The 17,977-nt window shown below is 34.6% G+C and carries 18 protein-coding genes and 1 pseudogene; 12 read left to right on the forward strand and 7 right to left on the reverse strand.

The window, feature by feature from the left end; genetic code table 11:
• The first annotated feature begins 17 nt into the window (after positions 1–17).
• From ACIQZA_RS06720 to ACIQZA_RS06750, 7 genes are all read left to right on the forward strand, one after another.
• On the forward strand, positions 18–806 hold the full coding sequence (locus ACIQZA_RS06720; RefSeq protein ID WP_142510387.1) for a fumarylacetoacetate hydrolase family protein: 789 nt from the start codon (positions 18–20) through the stop codon (positions 804–806).
• A 13-nt stretch (positions 807–819) separates the two neighbouring features.
• Positions 820–1,206, forward strand: coding sequence for a 5-carboxymethyl-2-hydroxymuconate Delta-isomerase (locus tag ACIQZA_RS06725; protein ID WP_142510386.1), 387 nt, complete (start codon positions 820–822; stop codon positions 1,204–1,206).
• A gap of 174 nt (positions 1,207–1,380) precedes the next feature.
• Entirely contained in the window at positions 1,381–2,874 is a 1,494-nt protein-coding gene (locus tag ACIQZA_RS06730) for an aldehyde dehydrogenase family protein (protein ID WP_402880971.1), read from the forward strand.
• Between the two features lie 730 nt (positions 2,875–3,604).
• Positions 3,605–4,420, forward strand: a complete 816-nt coding sequence (locus ACIQZA_RS06735; protein WP_402880969.1) for a helix-turn-helix domain-containing protein — start codon at positions 3,605–3,607, stop codon at positions 4,418–4,420.
• Between the two features lie 457 nt (positions 4,421–4,877).
• Positions 4,878–5,015 (forward strand): hypothetical protein, encoded by a 138-nt coding sequence (locus tag ACIQZA_RS06740; RefSeq protein WP_400933140.1) that lies wholly within the window; start codon positions 4,878–4,880, stop codon positions 5,013–5,015.
• Between the two features lie 85 nt (positions 5,016–5,100).
• Positions 5,101–6,426 carry an APC family permease gene (locus ACIQZA_RS06745; protein WP_402880967.1) on the forward strand — a complete coding sequence of 442 codons (1,326 nt, stop codon included), beginning with the start codon at positions 5,101–5,103 and terminating at the stop codon, positions 6,424–6,426.
• A 257-nt stretch (positions 6,427–6,683) separates the two neighbouring features.
• Positions 6,684–8,063: an aminotransferase family protein gene (locus tag ACIQZA_RS06750; protein WP_400933144.1), complete on the forward strand. Its 1,380-nt coding sequence runs from the start codon at positions 6,684–6,686 to the stop codon at positions 8,061–8,063.
• A 446-nt stretch (positions 8,064–8,509) separates the two neighbouring features.
• On the opposite strand, the gene ACIQZA_RS06755 is transcribed toward ACIQZA_RS06750, so the two are convergent.
• Positions 8,510–8,668: a YjcZ family sporulation protein gene (locus tag ACIQZA_RS06755; RefSeq protein ID WP_400933146.1), complete on the reverse strand. Its 159-nt coding sequence runs from the start codon at positions 8,666–8,668 to the stop codon at positions 8,510–8,512.
• Between the two features lie 406 nt (positions 8,669–9,074).
• Complete coding sequence (locus tag ACIQZA_RS06760) at positions 9,075–9,701, reverse strand: exosporium glycoprotein BclB-related protein (protein WP_400933149.1); 627 nt, start codon at positions 9,699–9,701, stop codon at positions 9,075–9,077.
• 523 nt (positions 9,702–10,224) lie between these two features.
• On the opposite strand from ACIQZA_RS06760, the gene ACIQZA_RS06765 reads away from it, so the two are divergent.
• Positions 10,225–10,956 carry an alpha/beta hydrolase gene (locus ACIQZA_RS06765; RefSeq protein WP_402880964.1) on the forward strand — a complete coding sequence of 244 codons (732 nt, stop codon included), beginning with the start codon at positions 10,225–10,227 and terminating at the stop codon, positions 10,954–10,956.
• Between the two features lie 184 nt (positions 10,957–11,140).
• Here the strand turns inward: ACIQZA_RS06765 and ACIQZA_RS06770 are convergent, their stop codons facing one another.
• Together ACIQZA_RS06770 and ACIQZA_RS06775 are read right to left on the reverse strand one after the other, a co-directional pair.
• Entirely contained in the window at positions 11,141–11,665 is a 525-nt protein-coding gene (locus ACIQZA_RS06770; protein WP_400933153.1) for a SpoIIIAH-like family protein, read from the reverse strand.
• A 311-nt stretch (positions 11,666–11,976) separates the two neighbouring features.
• A complete protein-coding gene (locus ACIQZA_RS06775) occupies positions 11,977–13,011 on the reverse strand; it encodes a YdcF family protein (protein ID WP_400933156.1) in 1,035 nt (344 codons plus the stop codon).
• A gap of 586 nt (positions 13,012–13,597) precedes the next feature.
• On the opposite strand from ACIQZA_RS06775, the pseudogene ACIQZA_RS06780 reads away from it, so the two are divergent.
• A pseudogene (locus ACIQZA_RS06780) lies at positions 13,598–14,110 on the forward strand (GNAT family N-acetyltransferase).
• 7 nt (positions 14,111–14,117) lie between these two features.
• Here the strand turns inward: ACIQZA_RS06780 and ACIQZA_RS06785 are convergent.
• Positions 14,118–14,384 carry a hypothetical protein gene (locus ACIQZA_RS06785; protein ID WP_402880962.1) on the reverse strand — a complete coding sequence of 89 codons (267 nt, stop codon included), beginning with the start codon at positions 14,382–14,384 and terminating at the stop codon, positions 14,118–14,120.
• A gap of 93 nt (positions 14,385–14,477) precedes the next feature.
• Positions 14,478–15,350 (reverse strand): cation diffusion facilitator family transporter, encoded by an 873-nt coding sequence (locus ACIQZA_RS06790; protein ID WP_142510376.1) that lies wholly within the window; start codon positions 15,348–15,350, stop codon positions 14,478–14,480.
• Between the two features lie 409 nt (positions 15,351–15,759).
• Between ACIQZA_RS06790 and ACIQZA_RS06795 the strand changes: the two genes are divergently transcribed.
• Positions 15,760–16,512 (forward strand): GNAT family N-acetyltransferase, encoded by a 753-nt coding sequence (locus tag ACIQZA_RS06795; protein WP_402880960.1) that lies wholly within the window; start codon positions 15,760–15,762, stop codon positions 16,510–16,512.
• A gap of 9 nt (positions 16,513–16,521) precedes the next feature.
• Here ACIQZA_RS06795 and ACIQZA_RS06800 read toward each other — a convergent pair whose 3' ends face one another.
• Entirely contained in the window at positions 16,522–16,683 is a 162-nt protein-coding gene (locus ACIQZA_RS06800; protein WP_185903546.1) for a hypothetical protein, read from the reverse strand.
• A 107-nt stretch (positions 16,684–16,790) separates the two neighbouring features.
• Here ACIQZA_RS06800 and ACIQZA_RS06805 point away from each other — a divergent pair, with 107 nt between their 5' ends.
• Positions 16,791–17,129 (forward strand): cupin domain-containing protein, encoded by a 339-nt coding sequence (locus tag ACIQZA_RS06805; protein WP_400936491.1) that lies wholly within the window; start codon positions 16,791–16,793, stop codon positions 17,127–17,129.
• Between the two features lie 86 nt (positions 17,130–17,215).
• A complete protein-coding gene (locus ACIQZA_RS06810) occupies positions 17,216–17,899 on the forward strand; it encodes a VOC family protein (RefSeq protein ID WP_402880958.1) in 684 nt (227 codons plus the stop codon).
• Positions 17,900–17,977: the final 78 nt, after the last annotated feature.

Below are 17,977 nucleotides of genomic sequence, written 5' to 3' on the forward strand. Positions count from 1 at the left end.
AAAGGAGCGCGATTATTATGAAACATGCACGTGTAGTATTTCAGGATGTTATTCATCACGCAATTGAAACAAATGATGGTCACCTGAAACTAGATAATGGACAAATTGTTTCTGAAGAGGAAGTTGTCTGGCTACCACCTGTCCAACCTAGAACCATTTTTGCTTTAGGACTAAATTATGCAGATCATGCAAAGGAACTTGCTTTTCAAGCACCAACAGAACCTTTAGTTTTTCTAAAAGGTCCTAATACTTTTATTGGTCATCGAGGTCAGACTTACCGACCGGCTGAGGCTACCAATATGCATTATGAATGTGAACTTGCAGTTGTCATTGGTCGTTCCGGGACAAACATTAAACAAGAAGATGCTTATGATTATGTAGCAGGATATACCGTTGCAAATGACTATGCCATCCGTGATTATTTAGAAAACTATTATCGTCCGAACTTAAAAGTAAAGAATAGAGATACTTGTACACCGATCGGTCCATGGCTAGTCGATGCAAAAGATATTGAAGATCCTATGAAGCTTACATTGCGTACTTATGTAAATGGAAAAGTGACGCAGGAAGGCACAACGAAAGATATGATTTTTAGTATTCCGCAATTGATTGCGTATTTAAGTAGTTTTATGACATTAAATAAAAACGACATTATCCTTACTGGAACGCCTGAGGGCTTAGTTGATACAAAGGAAGGAGATGAAGTCATTACTGAAATTGAAGGGGTAGGACGACTAGTAAATACCATTATTAGTGAAAAACATTTCTTAAGAACTGAAAGTGATAACGCCATTTTTAGTCAGTGAAAGGGATGAAAACATGCCGCATTTTATTGTTGAGTATACCGATAACATAAAGAAAGAAGCAGACATTCCAAATTTGCTAAAAAAAGTGAATGATGTTTTGATTAGCCGTAGTAATCTTTTTCCGACTGGAGGGATTCGATCAAGAGCAATTGAACTTCAAGATTACCGAGTAGCAGATGGAGCAGAAGATGATGCATTTGTTCATGCTATATTAAAAATTGGGGCGGGAAGATCGACTGAACATAAGAAAGAAACTTGTGACGAACTTTTCGAAGTAATCAAGGATCACTTTGCTGATCTATTTACTAGTCGATATCTGGCATTATCTATGGAGTTGATTGAATTCAGTGAGGAAGGAACTTACAAGTATAACAATATTCATAAGCGTTTTAAAAAGTAAGAAGGCTGTTAGCCCTATCTGTAATTCGTTCCCATTCTTTTGTTTTTTTCTATTAGCAATGTTCATCCTGATAAGGGTAGTTCCGCTTTTTACAATAAAAAACAATTAACACCACCTACAATTTAGATTACATCGCGTTAAGTATAGATTTTCGTTTCTGGAAGGGGACTTTAAATGACAAAGAACCAGGTTTTAGATGTGAACTGCATTGAATGGGCAAGTAAACTAAACAAAAGTTATATTGGAGGTCAATGGGTAGAGGGGGGGAGTAAAAGAACGTATTCAATAAAGGATCCATATGATCAGTCAACTATTACATCTGTAGAATTAGCGAATGTAGAGCAAATAAAAGAAGCTTATCACAAAGCAAAAGCAGCACAAAAGAAATGGGCTAAATTTACTTCAGAACAAAGAAGAGAGGTTTTAACGAAAGCATTAGACTATTTAGAGAAAAATAAAGAGTATATTTTGGAATTAATTACACGAGAAACAGGTGGAACACTACTTAAAGCTCATATTGAGTATGGCTTTGGGGTTAGTGACATTAAAGATTCTATTAAGATGGTTGATGAAATATACACACCCAAAAATTATGCATCTACTACACCTGGAAAGGTTAGCCGTGTATATCGATTACCTTTAGGTGTTATTACGTCCATCACACCTTTTAATTTTCCATTTAACATGGCAACAAGAACAATTTTCCCTGACATTGCTCTCGGGAACAGTGTTGTTCATAAGCCAGATCTCCAAGTTGGAATAGTTGGTGGGCAAGTTTTTGCAAAGGCTTTCGAAGAAGCCGGACTTCCTGCTGGAGTGTTTAATTCAATTTTAACCGATCTTCAAGAATCAGGAGATGAATTCCTGTTAAATACGAATTCTTCGTTTATCAGTTTTACAGGATCAACTGCAGTAGGAAAACATATTAATAAGGTAACAGGCGGAACATTAAAACAAATGGCATTAGAACTAGGAGGCAATAATCCTTTAGTAGTTTTAGGAGATGCCGACGTAGAACAAGCAGTGAGAGTCGCCATCTTCGGGAAATTTTTGCATAGTGGCCAAATCTGTGCGATTACAAACCGAATTATTGTTAATCGAAATATTTATGATGAATTTGTTGCTAGATACGTAGAAAAAGTAAAGGGATTAACAGTAGGAGACCCCAAGGACCCTAACACAATTATTGGACCTGTTATAAATGAAAAACAAGCTGATAAAATTATGGATTTAGTTAATAAAGCAAAGGAAAGTGGATTAAAAGTTGCCGTAGAAGGTGAACGTACAGGGAATGTTATTTCTCCATTTGTATTTGTTGATGTACCTAATGATGCATGTCTTGCATCTTGTGAGATCTTCGGTCCTGTTGCACAAATTATTCCGGCTGAAAATGATGAAGAGGCCATTCGTTTTGCTAATGACACGGAATATGGATTATCCTCTGCCATTATAACTAGTGACTTAGAAAGAGGGGAAAGATTAGCCCTTGAGATCGAATCTGGTACAACACATATAAATGATATGCCTGCAGTGTTAGAAGGAAATGTGCCATTTGGTGGAGTGAAACAAAGTGGAATTGGGCGTTTTGGATATGAATGGATTGTAGATGAGTTTACTGTTGCGAAATGGGTATCTGTACAGACGAGTAAATTAGATTATCCGTTTTAGGATGGCACGAACTTCAAATTACTTACAGCTCGAATTAAAGATTTGAAGATATTTCTCAATAAATTATAGAACCGTTAATAAACCTGTTGTTAGAAAAGCCTGTAACCTTGAGTTGATAAGGAATACAGGCTTTTAAATTAGTGATCGATAATGTTTATGAATGGGAAAGCGCTCTTAATGGCTGTTTTAAAATTTTCCTGCTATTTGTTTTTGGATATTCATCTAAAGAATTTAGGAATTTTATATGGAGTCAAATGTAATTTACAATATCTATTGGATTTTTTATCGAATAAAAGGCCTTTAATTGGAACAGGAACTCCAAAACACTTGCTTCAAATACAATGGGGTATGAAGAAAGAACTTCTTCAATTATTGAGTCTACCTCTAGATTTACAATAAAGAAATAGCCATCTTCATCAAATAAAAAATTAGAAACAATGAGGGGGGATGATTAATTATCGAAATTTTCTAAAAGTCCTGTTGATTATTTTCCTTTTTTTATTACACTAATTTTTACGAACGTTCGTAAAGAGGTTTTTTCTTCAAGTTATGAATTAGGTAATCCAAGAAGAAATTTCTTTTCTGAAAGAAATCTTTCAACAACATCAGCAACTTTCATTCAAAGTAAACCGTTGATTTAGCTGTTATTCGATTAACCGAGGAAATTATCACATATTAAGCATCGATTTGTAAGCGTTTACTAATTTGTGTTAAAGGTGGTATAAAGTTGATGAATCCTTTAAATTCGAAAATAATTAGTTACTTGCCGTCTCAGCCTGACTTTGAATTTCAGACAGATTACTATACTGAACAAAAAGTTAGAATTAAACCAAATCAACCATCTATTCTGTTTTACCAATTTAAAATAGGAGGGGTAATTAATCAAATTTCTGTTATCCCGGATGGGTGTATCGATATTCTCATTAATTGTGATCAGCATTACGGTAATATTTGTGGAAGCGTTACTAAAAGTAGAGTGATTAACCTTCTCCCAAACAGTACATACTTTGGTATTCGTTTTCTGCCATGCCTAGATATTAAGAAACTAAAATTCGGTATAAAAGACCTTACAGATAAAGAAATTTCCTTAAATGAAATGTTTCCTGTAAATACGAATATTTTAGAACGGGTAGTAACCGGCGAAAGTTTTATGGAGAGAGTCAATATATTCAATGAAATATTGGGAAGTCAAATTTTTGAGATTGATAAATCATCAAAACTAATAAAACAAGCATTATATAATATATACGCGACAAGAGGTAATATTACTATAACTCAACTTGCAGAAGAAGTAGGATATTCAACTAGATATTTAAGAAAACAATTCGAAGACCATATTGGTATTTCCCCAAAATTATTTAGCCAAATAGTAAGATTTCAATCATCCCTAAATATGCTTTTGAGGACAACCCACTTTACGTTAAATGATGTTATTCATGAGAATGGTTATTATGACCAAGCCCATTTAATTCATGAGTTTCGAAACTTTGGATGCATGACACCTTATCAATTAACTGGGCAAAAAAGTTGCCTGAAAACCAGCTAAATAATGTTTGTAAAGCTAAAGCAATTACTTATGTAGTAATTGCTTTTTTTAGTGCACCCGGTATGCGCATAGTTGAAGAATTGGCGGATAAAAATTTGGAATGTTCCGATTTTTACAATATCAAATTATCTTAATCTGATAATCTGTAATTAATATAAAGAGTGCTTATTTTTCCTACTACAGTTCAAAGGAGAAATTGGCAATCAACCAAACAAAAGAGGGGAGTCAGATAAATGACGAAATACGAACTGTTTATAAGTGGTAATTGGGTTGAGGTTGTATTAGGCAGAACGTAAATGCCGTATTACCCGAGTCCTAACCAGAAGTTGTGGACCTTACAGAGCTCCTAGGAAGGCTTTAGGCCGAGATGAAGCGGATGCCCTGGAAAAAGCAAATGACACTTTTTATGGGTGCTAGCATCTGGGGTTTGGATCAATGATTTAAAGCGTGCCATCGAATGGCCCGTGTTATAAAAGTAGAAACAGTTTGGGTAAATATATACAGTTTTTTAAACAATGCAACATCTTTCGAAGGGATAAAACAAAATGGTTTCGGACGTGAATTAGGAGTGCCGGCTATGGGAATGTACAGTTAGACAAAGCAACCTAGGTTGATGTGAATAAAAAAGTTTTGAATTGGTATGGAGGGTAACGCTTTGTATAAATAACAAAATTATAATAATGCCAATGGGGGTAGGGATTATAGAAACACAAAAATCAATAGAGAACATTCAAATTTTATCAGATGGGCAAAGTCTAAAAAGAAGTTTAAAGATGCGAGATTTAGTTATTTTTGGTCTTGGCTTTATGGCACCAGTTGCAGCGATGTCAATGTTTGGAATTATCACATTGGTATCTCAGGGCCATTCTGTCCTCTCATATGTTCTTGGTTTTGTTGCAATGTTATTTACGGCGTACAGTTTCGGTAAAATGGTTGAAGCTTACCCAGTTGCGGGCTCAACCTATACCTACGCCCATCAAGCGTTACACCCTAAAATAGGATTTATAGCTGGATGGGGAATGCTCCTTGATTATTTGTTGATACCCATGCTAACTTTTTTGATCAGTGCAAGTTTTGCAAACGCCCTTGTACCAAGCATCCCGGTTTGGGGTTGGGTTCTTATCTTCGCTATCCCAATCACGATTGTAAATATAATTGGAATTGATATAGCAACTAAGTTGAATTCAGTTTTAGTGCTCTTCATGATTATCGCGGTGATTGCCTTCGTTTTCAGCGCAAGTCACTTTATTATAACGGGTGATTTATCGTTCATAAACTATAAGGCAATTTATGATGGTGATACATTTTCCATAGGAGCAGTTATTGGCGGGGCAGCTATAGTTATTGTCGCTTACTTAGGTTTTGATGCTATTACAACCTTGGCTGAAGAGACGAACGTAGAGGGAAATAAAATTGGTTTGGCCATTATGTTTACCTGTGTCATTCAAACGGTATTTTATGTTTCCGTCACTTATTTAGCAGTGATTCTTGTAGGAAACTATTTAGCTATTGATAATCCCGACACAGCCTTCTTCAACGTTTTAGAGACGATAGGGGGAGGGTTCCTCCAAACTTATATTACACTTACGATTATCGCATCTGGAATTGCAAGCGCTTTAGCTAGCCAATCAGCTTCAAGTCGTCTGCTTTTGGGGATGGGACGTGACAATGTCATCCCTCAAAAATTTTTTAGCTTTATCCATCCAAAGTATAAAACACCGATTAATAATATTTTATTAATGTCAATAATCGGAATTATTGGTGCAGTATCTTTGAATTTGCAAATTGTATCCGACTTAGTTGCATTTGGTGGATTATTAGGATTTGCTTTCGTGAATATTTGTGTAATTAATCATTACTATTTAAAAAATAAGCAAAAAAATATCGTTAAATATTTGATTATTCCGTTAATTGGGATGTCGGTTTGTCTTTATATCTTGTGGGGGCTTTCAACAGCTGGAAAATGGTCGGATTTATCTGGATGGGAATTGGTGTTTGTTATTTAGCGATACGATCTATGTATTCAAAAGAATCCAAGAAACTCATAACAGATATAGAAGGGCAGAATATTAGTTAAATAAAATAACAATCTTTATACCCATTCAGAAAATATCGTGAGCAAGGAGAGAGACAAATAATTATTGGTGTACCAAAGGAAATAAAAAAATGTGGCTATTTATATATCCCTATTCTTGGAAAGGTTTGTTGATATCGCAACTTAGGAAAGCTTTATTATATTTGTCTATTAAAGGAGGAATAAAATATGCAATACGTTACAAAGCGAAAAAACCTAAGCAAATTGGAATTATCAGAACTTGATAAAAAACATTATTTGCATCCAACTACACCACCGAGAGCTCATTATTTATCAGGGCCTTCAACAATCTTTACAGAAGGTAAAGGAATTTATCTGAAAGACATAGAGGGGAAAGAGCGTATTGATGGGGTTTCTATGCTTTGGAATGTTAACCTTGGCTATGGGAATGAAGAGCTTGCTGAGGCAGCAAAACAGCAAATGTTAAAACTTTCTTACAGCTCTTCATTCAGCGGACAATCCAATGAGCCCGCTATCCTTTTAGCACAAAAAGTGGCCTCATTAGCACCTGGTGATTTGAATGTTTGCTTCTTCACATCGGGAGGCTCGGAATCTAATGATACAGCATTTAAATTGGCCCGTTTTTATTGGAAAGTAAAAGGCCAGCCAGAGAAAACTAAAATTATTTCTCTTGAACAATCATTCCATGGGGTTACAGTAGGTGCCACAAGTGCTACCGGAATCGAGGGATTCAACAAATTTACAACTTCCAATGCTCCGAACTTCCTTACAGCTGCAGCGCATGTTTTGAATGCAGAACTTGGTGACAAAAGTGATCCAAATTACTCGCGTTCTATTCGTGGGATAATTGAATTAGAAGGATCCGACACTATAGCCGCTGTCATTCTGGAGCCAATCCAAGGTGCAGGCGGGGTAAGGTTCCCTCCTGACGGATACCTTCAAGCTGTTCGCAAACTTTGTGACGAACACAACATTTTGCTTATTGCAGATGAGGTGATTTGTGGGTTTGGAAGAACCGGAAAGACCTTTGGTGTTGATAATTGGAACATTGTTCCGGACCTTCTGTGTGTTGCAAAAGGAATCTCAAGTGGCTACGCCCACCTGGGTGCCGTAATTATGAGAGAGCATGTAAGAGAAGCATTTATTCAATCAGATGAAATGATGTTCCATGGATTCACATATAGTGGACATCCGATGGCTTGCTCGGTTGGCTTGAAGACACTTGAGATATTAGAAAGAGATCAAATTGTTGAGAATAGTAGGCTTCGCGGTGAAGAGTTATTAAAAGGACTTAAGTATCTCGAAAGCAATCATAAACATATAACGAATGTAAGAGGTCTTGGTCTACTGGCCGGTATTGAGCTAATTAAAGATCCTGAAAACGGCATCCCATTTGACCCTTCGGTACATGCCGCAGCTCTGTATACTGATATATGCATGGACTTAGGGCTGCAATTACGTTACTTTGATTGGAAGGGAACAAATACGGTTGCTCTTGCTCCACCGCTAATTATTACAAGCCAACAGGTTGAAGAGATTATTAACAGAATGTCTGAGGCTCTTAAAAGGTTCGAAAAACAAATTTAATTCACCCTAGCAAAATCTATTAAGACTATTGATAGTAAAGTACTATATCTAACTTACTGAAGAGTTCAATGCTCATTTCATCAATGTTATTAATTAACAGATAATAGAAGTTGATCATTATTCAATTATAGGACGCTTTCCCTAAGTATAGGAAGTGTCCTTTTTCATGTATTTTAATAATTACATGATTCAGTAATTTATTATTACCCATGATCCGATCCTTGAATATCCGCGTATGAGAAAGACTCTCCTCGAACAGAATAGATTCTAGATTAATAGAATTCCACAGCCGAACGCCAGTAATGGTCATATAAACATCGACTATGTTAATGCATAGATCATAAAAAGTAACTGCACAAGATGAGGAAAGAAACGATTAAAGGGTCACTAGGCAGGAAGCGACCCTTTAAAGAGGTGAGAAAGACTGATAGTTTTGTACGGATATGCTAACAGTTTTCATTATTTATGAAAGTAGCGCCGATAATAATTAGAAGAATGAATAGAACAACAATCAGCGTAAATGATGAACCGTTGCCACGGCTATAGCCACCATAACAGCCACAGGAGTAAGTATTAAAATTACCTACGTTTCCATAGTATCCCATAAAAAATCCTCCTTTCTACAATATATAGTATGTAGGCTGTAGAGAAGGAGTGGGGTATTCATCCAGTCAACAATAGGCATTAAAAATTTATCAAGCCAGTAATGTTTTTGTGGGATAAGACAATAAAAAAGGTCACTTGGGATTGGAGTGACCCTTTATACAAAAGGAGGATAATTGCTTTACATTACTATTACTATGAAGTAAAAGTTATTTTGCATAGTGAATAGCCTGTGAAATATATTAAAAATAAACACTGTAATGAAATAAGATACTGTAGCTTAGCTTCTGCTGAAAGAAGTTAAATTTCTTGTTTATAGTATCTGAAATCGCAGCACCCAAGCTACTAATATAGGAATGGGGATAGCATGTTCATTTGTAAAACTTCCACTTCATCCAATTTGAAGCTTTAAACAATATTAATTCCTGCACTTGCAGTACCAAGAATAAGGTCAACTGTAGTATCTCCTGGTAACGATGAAATATAAAATACCATTAATAATTGGTCACCTGGAGCTACTGGTACTGGTGGAATATTAGCGGATGCAAATACTAAAAGACCTAAAGGTACAGGTTCTGTAATTGTTGGAGCTAAATCAACGCTAGCACTTGTACCTGTAAAACTATTACTTCCTATAGGGGCACGAAAAATTTGAGCACGGATTGTTACAGATCCTGATTCAACCTGTCCCCCTAATGCAGTATATGAAGCTGAAATAGCAGTAATATTTCCTTCACGTGGGACGGTGAAGGCTTCATTTAAAAGTCCAGTTAAATTAATTGTATTATTTGCAATAGGTACAAGGTCTATAGCAGTACCAAACCCTATAAGACTAGCAAGATTATTGCCGAGTATATTTTCAACTACAGTTTGTGTATTTCCGGAGGAAAAGGGAATTATTGAACCGCCGTTGTTTTCTTCGTTGTTCTCTATTTCCGAATTTATACAATTTAAATTTTTAGCCACAAATGGTCCAAAGTTATCACATTCTTTTCTCGTTGATAAACAATTACAATTATCTTTATTAATACACATAAATTTTTCTCCTTTCATCGCTATGATATGTCCGAGAAAGTAAGGGAGGAGGGCTATTAACTTGATAATAATATTCTTGTAATGCATCTCTTGCGGTAGGCGTTTATCGAACTAAATGAACAAGAAGATGCCACTGTAGTTGTATTAATCGTTTATAGAAATAGTTAAAGCATCTACTTTTTCTACTATAGCTACTTTAATATTAAGAGCTATATTTGTTATTTGTAGGGGCATAAGAATGTTGAGCGATTCTGTGGAGAATAAAGCGCACAGTGAACGTCCAGTACGGTTTTAAACTGGCTGAATGAGCGAAATACACAGACATATAAAACCCCTTATAGGATTTTCATGAGCTAGTTCCAAACACTAAGAGCGTCTTAGCCATTTTCTAATTGCCATATTGAAATTAGTGTGATGGTCTTCCACAATCTAAAAATAAAAGACAGGTACTTTAGATAATTGGCTACTTGGGTAAAGTATCTTTATACTGAGAATTAGTATTTATGTAGAAAGGTTTGGTTTTATGATAAAGATACTTCCTGCTAAAGAAATTTACCTAAAAGGCAATAATCACGCTGTATTACTTTTACATTCGTTTACAAGCCATACTAGAGATATGAAAAAGGTTGCTATTGAAATTCATAAAAAAGGTTACACATGCTATTCACCACTTTACCGAGGACATGGGTGTGCTCCAGAACAGTTACTACAATATAATGTAAATGACTGGTGGCAAGATGTTGTGAATGCATATCAATTTTTAATTAGCGAGGGATGCCAAAAAATTTCTGTTATAGGTTTGTCTATTGGCGGGATATTTACATTGAAACTTGCCGAGATAGAAAAAATAGAGCGAGCAATTGTATTATCAGTACCGATCGATAGAGAGCCAGAACGACTAAAAAAAAGAATTATAAATTACGCATACAATTACAAAAAAGTAGAGGGGAAGTCTACATTTCAAATTTCTCAAGAAATTGATATGTTTAATCAAATGCCCTTAGATACATTAATTGTATTTCAACAATTCATTAAGTCTACCATTCAAAATCTTGATAAAATATCAGTTCCAATTGCAATTTTTTATGGTGAACAAGACGATGAATTGTACTCACATAGCGCTAATGTTATTTATAATAATGTCAATTCAAATGTAAAAAAGATAAAAGGTTATAAAGAATCCAAGCATTTAATGACATTAGGTAAAGATCAAGAAGAACTAGTAAAGGATATTTTGGAATTTTTTAATTGTTGAAGTGTAATCTCTATAAAAAGACCACTTCAAATGATGTCATATCCCAAGCTATATATAGAAAATACAGCTCGATGTTATTACTGAAGAGGGGGCTGTAGCGTCTTTGAACGGTATTTCCACTAAAAAAGATCCCTTCGTGGCGCAGTTTTTCGTAAATAAAATGAAGACCCCCTTTTTCCATTTTTTAATAATTATTTGCACCGAATTTTACTTGCACATTGGCATCCTCGCATTCTTTTTTTACCAGATAAATAATTCCATTTGCTCGAGATTTTGATAATTTATTTGCCACCACAGTTACGGAAATGTTTTCTCCTTCTATTCGTACTAAAGCATCGGGAAAGCCTAATGATTTGATTTGCATCTCAAGTATTGCCTCTGTAGATTCTTCCTTATGGAGAGTATCGATTTCCATAGACGCAGTATTTTGTTCGTCAACAAAATACTCACCTGACGTTATTTTTTGCGTTAACTTTTGGCGAAGTTGATTTCTTTCGTTACTAACTTGTAGGCGAGTTTCTTCAAATAAAGGGCTAGAAGAAGATACTTCCTTCGAAACAGTCTGTATTGCAGCTTTTTGATCAGCTTCTTCTGTCAAGGTAATAGCCTCTTTTGATTGTTTTGGTGAATCCAACAAAGAAAACACTGAAATAACCGCTACTAGAGTTAATAATGCAAGAAACCAAGACGATTTTTTTTGTAAGTGCATTCACTGTCACTCCCTCAATAATCTAGTTAAACACCACTATGCAACTTTTCAATGTCTGTTTTATGAGAAATTTATTTATAAATATGCTGACAGTTAAATGAAAACAACTCATTTTGTCTATCCAATTTGTCGAAGCAGTTTAAATTATCGAAATGAAGCTTGGTCTTCGCATTAAAATAGGTGTTATGTACGAAAGTATTGTTACATGTCCTATTTATGGCTACAGGAGGAAAACATCTACTGTCAACGACAAATAAAAGGGTACTAGAAATTACAATTCAGTACCCTTTATTGATCATTTTTTTATTTAACTATAAGAATAATAAGCCAAATAAAGAAAGGAGTAGAGAAATTCCAAGAATTGTCCCAACAATTTTCATATGTCTTTTCCGCCCCATTACAATAATTGCAACATATTCACGAACCATTGCGTTGGGCCAATAATAAAATGCTGTTTTTGAGCCGATACCTTGGCTATTCAAGCCAGCTTGTCTAGCGTATAGACCAGAACGGAAAAGGTGGAAATTATTCGTTGTAAAGATGCTGTTGTATTTACCATCTGGTTTTAACGTATCCATAATCCGTTTCGAAAATAACATATTTTGATAGGTGTTTACAGAACGATTTTCTTGCACAGTATGCTCAAGAGGAATGCCTTTTTCAACAGCGTATTTTTGCATCGCTTCCGCTTCAGGCAGATTTTCATCGGGACCTTGTCCTCCAGAGAAAATAATTGTTGGTGGTGCGTTAACCGCTGATTGTTTCTGATAAAAATCAATAGCTTTATTAATTCTACTTGCAAGAAGTGGTGGTACTTTATCGTTAATTAAACCACTGCCTAGCACGATGATAAAATCTTGGTTATACTTTGGTTTATTAAACTGATAGAGAAAATATGCAGATAGAAAGTTGGATAAATGAATCAAGAAATAACAAGCAATAAGCGATATTCCTCCAAAAACAGGCTGAAATATATTAGATAACAAACTGGATGGACTAATAATAGGCATGACAATAAATAATAAAATAATAATAGCTACAATTAATGTTAAGGAATTTGCTAAGCGTCTTCCTTCTCTTTTCATTAAAATTCTTGCATTAAGAAATAGGCCGAACATTAAAGCTACAATTCCAAAAGGTATCATAAAGAAAAGTGCTATTAAAGGAATAATAACTAAAAGCTTTATAGTATTGTTTTCAGATGCTAAAGAAACAATCGTACAAAATAAAAGAAATGAACAGAAAAAAATATTAAATAAAAAGCCATTTACTATCTTTCTGGGATCTTTCAAGTAAGAATACAAAAAAATAAAAAATAGGATAAGCGGAATAATCCCAAAATACATAAAAAACCTACACCTCGCCTATATAGTATTGATCGTTTTATTTTTAAACTCCTATATATTAGCATAGATTTTTGAAATTACATTCTTTTTTCGTAATCCTTACATAAATCTTAAAAAATATTGTTAATTGACAGATTGGAATAAATATATATTTTTGTAAAAATGGAATGATTATCATAAACTAGAATAGGGATGGTTCATCACCAAAAGTTGAGGATGACTTTTGTTAAAACGTCTACTATGTAAATAGTTGATTGGAGTGGAGACTGGGCGACTCCTCGGGGATCAGCGATAGAGGAACGAAGGCTAAAAGCATCACATCCTGTGATAACGCCTTCGTGACCAACATCGTGTTGGCCCGAGACCCTGCAGCGCAGCGGCAGCAACAAATGTTTTCTGTAGCGAAAGCGAAGCGTCAGCTACAAATGTTTTTTCTGTGCGAAAGCGAAGCGGCAGCAACAAATGTTTTTTCTGTGCGAAAGCGAAGCGGCAGCAACAAAGCGCCCAGTCGGAACGGAAATCAATCACATGTTTTGGTGATAATTCATAGGGATCAATAATTTACATATTTAAGGAGTGAACTAAATTGATAATTATGGAAATAGAAAGGTTAGAATTGCGAGAATATTACATGATGACAATATTTCTGTCCTTTACTCCATTTTTTCTAATGCTGAAACAATGAAGTATAATCCGTCTCCATTTAATTTAGAACAAACAAAAAATTGGATTTTAAAAAATAAACAAAGGATATCAAGAAGATGGATATGGCTTATGGGCAGTATATTTAAAAGAATCGAATGAATTAATTGGAGATTGTGGCCTCGTTAAACAAGTAGTAGATGGAAAAACTGAAGTTGAAGTGGGCTACCATATTCATAAAAAATATTGGTCTAAAGGATACGCAACTGAGGCAGCTAAAAGTTGTGTGGAATATGGATTTTCACAGTTAGGACAAGATAAATTAATAAGTATTATTGATCCTAAAAATGGACCATCAATTCGTGTGGCTGAAAAAAATGGTTTTATGAAGGAAAAGGAGACATTTATTTTTAATAAAACTCATCATATATATTCAGTACAACGATCAGAAATTTAACTTCCCTTCAGCAAATTTTTTTTGTAACGTAAGTGAAATGACAGTTACAATTATTTTCTGTATCGAAAGCGAAGCGACAGCAACACACGAATCGCTTCTCTCCTTGGCTTTCCAAATCCCATTGTAAAGTAAATAATGCTTTTTTTATTTCCCAGTCGTCTTTTTGTCCATCATAGAGCCCCGCAAGACCTTCTTTTGCAAAAGTATATGTAATCAACTCATGCAACTCTTCAGTGTCTGTTGGTAGGGGACGTCTTACGTTAATTCTCTCCAAATAGCCTCGTCCTTTTAATAAAAGAAAAAAGTGAAATGTATTTAGCGATAAAACAAATAACCAGGTACTTTTAAAAAAACCTGGTTATTGGCATCATTCATTTACTTTTTCATTCTCCGGTTCTAGGTGAATCAGAATATTGGCTTGATGAAAGTGGGTATTAATCTTTTCTTCAATACGATCACATAAATTATGAACGGTTTCAATGCTTTCATTTGATGCTACAACTAAATGGAAATCGATGTATTCTTCCGCCCCAGAACGTCTAGTTCGAAAATCGTGATACTCAATATATTCCTCTTTAAATGATTCAATAATTTGAATAATTTGTTCTTCCTCTTCCATAGATAATCGTGCATCCATTAAAGGAGGAAATGTTTCTTTCATCAGTTTGAAAGCTTCCATCATAATATAACTTGCTAATAATATTCCGATGATCGGATCTAAAATGTACCAACCAGTTAAATGGACAATCAATAAACTCAATGCAACACCCAATGATGTATAGACATCTGTAAGTAGATGCAGTGCATTTGATTTCATGGCAACAGAGTTAGTATTCTTTGCAGTTCTATAAACAATTTTTGATACAAAAAAATTAATCAAGGCGCCAAATAACATGACCAGTATTCCTAAAACTGGGAGTTTTATTGGTGTGGGAGCGATAATTTTATGAATACACTCGTAAATAATCCAAATCCCAGCAACAAAAATTAAAAGTGTTTCAATTGTTCCTGAAATATTTTCAACCTTTCCATGTCCGTAGGGGTGTTCTTTATCGGCTGGTTTACTGGAAATCCGTACGGAGAGAAAGGCAATAAAAGAGGCGAGTAAGTCTAGAAGTGAATGGATTGCCTCCGATACAATTGCAACTGATCCTGTGAACAATCCAACGATAATTTTTAATATGACAACAGTAGAATTACTTAAAACTGATAAAAATGCAATTTTTGATGAATTCACCAGAAATCACCTCCTGATAATATGATACCAAGTAAACTTTGAGTGGGTCTATAGCAACGTTTTTTCCTAACTCCGATTAAATGACTAGTGTGAAAAAAAGTTGTATAAAGGAAAAATATATAACCATCTTTTTAATGCATCATACAACCGTGTTTGGGTTAAAATCGTATGCTAATAAAGCGAGAAAAGAATAATGACTATATTATGTGAAGATGCGATAAAGTTTACTTAAGAAATTAAAGTGATAAATTTAATTCCAAGGATTAAATATCAATATAGATAATTGTTCGTTTTTGGTCGTGAAATCCAGATAATAGATAATAAAAAAGAAAAGAAATTGCTATCCATTTTCTACCTTCGATATACTAAAATAGTAGTATCAAATTAGATTAGTAAAGAGGCGGATAGTAAAGTGGATTATATTCAAATTACTAGAAACAATATTGAACAGGAACATATATGTTGCGCACTCGGTTCAAAGCAATACGAAGAAGCGGTAAAGAAAAAGAAAGAATGGTTGATGAACCGTATGGATGAGGGGCTAGTTTTTTATCGTTTAAACGCCCGGGCAAAAGTGTTTATTGAATATTTACCGGCAAATCAAGCTTGGGTTCCTATCGATGCACCGAATTATATGTATATCAATTGCCTATGGGTTTCAGGGAAATTCAAAAATCAAAACCATGCAAGACAATTGATTGAAAAGTGTAAGGAAGATGCATTAGCGCAAAGGATGGATGGCATCGTCCATATAGTAGGAGAGAAAAAGCTTCCATTTCTAAGTGATAAGCGTTTTTTTGAACATTTGGGATTTGAAATGGTAGATCAAGCAGCACCTTATTTTCAGCTAGCGGTCTATAAATTTAACGATTGTGCTGACGATCCTTCCTTTAAACTGCAGGTGAAAAATGCTTTATCTAATAACAGTGGTATTGTGATATACTTCACTGCCCAATGCCCTTTTGCAGTTGGCGTTATAGATGATTTGAAAAAATTGGCTGAGAAAAAGGGCATTCCTTTTCATGCATATCAACTAAGAACGAAAGATGAAGCACAGAATGCACCTATCATATGGACAACCTTTGGATTGTTTTACAATGGTTATTTTATAACACATGAAATACTGAGTGCAAAGAAGTTCGAAAAAATTTTAAATACTTTATGAAAAGGGGATTTATCTCCTTTTCATGAACATTAAAATTAGCGCAAATAAACAAATGCCTACAATAGAACCTAGAGTAAACGACCAGGAAAAATAATCGAAAAAGATATAGGCAATTAATAATGCCAGCACATAGCCGAGAGCAGTGCCCAGCAATTGTTTTTTGATAGTCAACGATCCCACTCCCTACTGGGTAATAGTTAAAATACTTATTTTATATTTTATAGAAATATTAGGAAAATATCCATAATAATCAAAATAAAAGGAAGGTGATATCAGTTTTGAAAATTAGCAAACAGTATGCAGAACATTACAGCTGGGGAGAACAAGGTGATGGTTGGCATTTAGTGAAGAATAATGATCTCAGTATTATTCATGAGCGTATGCCTGCTAAAACAGTAGAGGTAAATCATTATCACCATCATGCACATCAATTTTTCTTTGTACTATCTGGAACAGCAACAATGGATATCGCCGGAGAACGAATGGTGTTACAAAAGAATGAAGGAATTGAAGTGCCGCCCCTTAAACCGCACCAGATGCGTAATGATTCGGAAGAAGAGGTAGAGTTTTTAGTCATTTCACAACCAAATAGCAGAGGGGATCGTATCCAACTATAAAGTAATTTTCATTATTTTGCATGAGGTGGATATTTATTTTAGTAAGTATAGTAAATGCTAACAATTGCAAAGGAGATGTTTTACGAATGAAGATTACAAAGGTGACACTATATGTGTATGATGTACATAAAATGAAGGAATTTTACTGCAATCATTTAGGATTTTCATTAATACAGAATACGGATAATTTTTTTGATATAGCTGTTGGTGAAAGTGTTATCACTTTTGAAAAAATACCGTATTTGGTAAAAAAACAATATCATTTTGCGTTAAATATTCCATGTAATTTATTTAAACAAGCGAAAAGATGGGTAAAAGAATATGCAGAATTATTATTTTCAGAGGGACAGGATGAAGTATATTTTGATACATTAAAGGCTCATTCTTGTTATTTTTATGATCCGGAAGGAAATATTATTGAGCTCATTTCAAGGCAGGAAGTAAATCCAAAACAAGATGTAGAGTATTTTTCACCCGAGAATGTACTAAATATTGCCGAAATGAATTTAACGACGGATGCTATTTATTCAGTAGCTGATCGTTTAAAAGAATACGGTATAATTCCAATGAATCATAACAAAATTCGCTCAAATGCTCTCACGTTTATGGGGAATTATGAGGGTGGAGCAAATTTACTTTTAGGACCAAGTAAACGTGTTTGGTATTTTTCTAACAAAACAGCAATTGTTAGTCCTATTAAGATAGAAATCAATAAAAGCTTGCAAATATATATGACCGAAGACGGTGATTTTACCATTTCACAGCTTTAAAACACCATCAGACCATTAAATCTCCTTATAATTGTCATTGAATAAAAAAGTATATTTATTCGAAAAGTGATTAGGGGG

This window comes from Lysinibacillus sp. NPDC096382 (assembly GCF_044762845.1).
Classification (GTDB): domain Bacteria; phylum Bacillota; class Bacilli; order Bacillales_A; family Planococcaceae; genus Lysinibacillus.

Bases quoted from the DNA above. Each gene is read 5' to 3' on its own strand.
- ACIQZA_RS06765 (WP_402880964.1), top strand. From the start codon at position 10,225: ATGATAAAGATACTTCCTGCTAAAGAAATTTACCTAAAAGGCAATAAT.
- ACIQZA_RS06775 (WP_400933156.1), bottom strand. From the start codon at position 13,011: ATGTATTTTGGGATTATTCCGCTTATCCTATTTTTTATTTTTTTGTAT.
- ACIQZA_RS06755 (WP_400933146.1), bottom strand. From the start codon at position 8,668: ATGGGATACTATGGAAACGTAGGTAATTTTAATACTTACTCCTGTGGC.
- ACIQZA_RS06810 (WP_402880958.1), top strand. From the start codon at position 17,216: ATGAAGATTACAAAGGTGACACTATATGTGTATGATGTACATAAAATG.
- ACIQZA_RS06730 (WP_402880971.1), top strand. From the start codon at position 1,381: ATGACAAAGAACCAGGTTTTAGATGTGAACTGCATTGAATGGGCAAGT.
- ACIQZA_RS06750 (WP_400933144.1), top strand. From the start codon at position 6,684: ATGCAATACGTTACAAAGCGAAAAAACCTAAGCAAATTGGAATTATCA.
- ACIQZA_RS06740 (WP_400933140.1), top strand. From the start codon at position 4,878: ATGGCCCGTGTTATAAAAGTAGAAACAGTTTGGGTAAATATATACAGT.
- ACIQZA_RS06735 (WP_402880969.1), top strand. From the start codon at position 3,605: ATGAATCCTTTAAATTCGAAAATAATTAGTTACTTGCCGTCTCAGCCT.
- ACIQZA_RS06720 (WP_142510387.1), top strand. From the start codon at position 18: ATGAAACATGCACGTGTAGTATTTCAGGATGTTATTCATCACGCAATT.
- ACIQZA_RS06725 (WP_142510386.1), top strand. From the start codon at position 820: ATGCCGCATTTTATTGTTGAGTATACCGATAACATAAAGAAAGAAGCA.
- ACIQZA_RS06770 (WP_400933153.1), bottom strand. From the start codon at position 11,665: ATGCACTTACAAAAAAAATCGTCTTGGTTTCTTGCATTATTAACTCTA.
- ACIQZA_RS06760 (WP_400933149.1), bottom strand. From the start codon at position 9,701: ATGTGTATTAATAAAGATAATTGTAATTGTTTATCAACGAGAAAAGAA.
- ACIQZA_RS06745 (WP_402880967.1), top strand. From the start codon at position 5,101: ATGCCAATGGGGGTAGGGATTATAGAAACACAAAAATCAATAGAGAAC.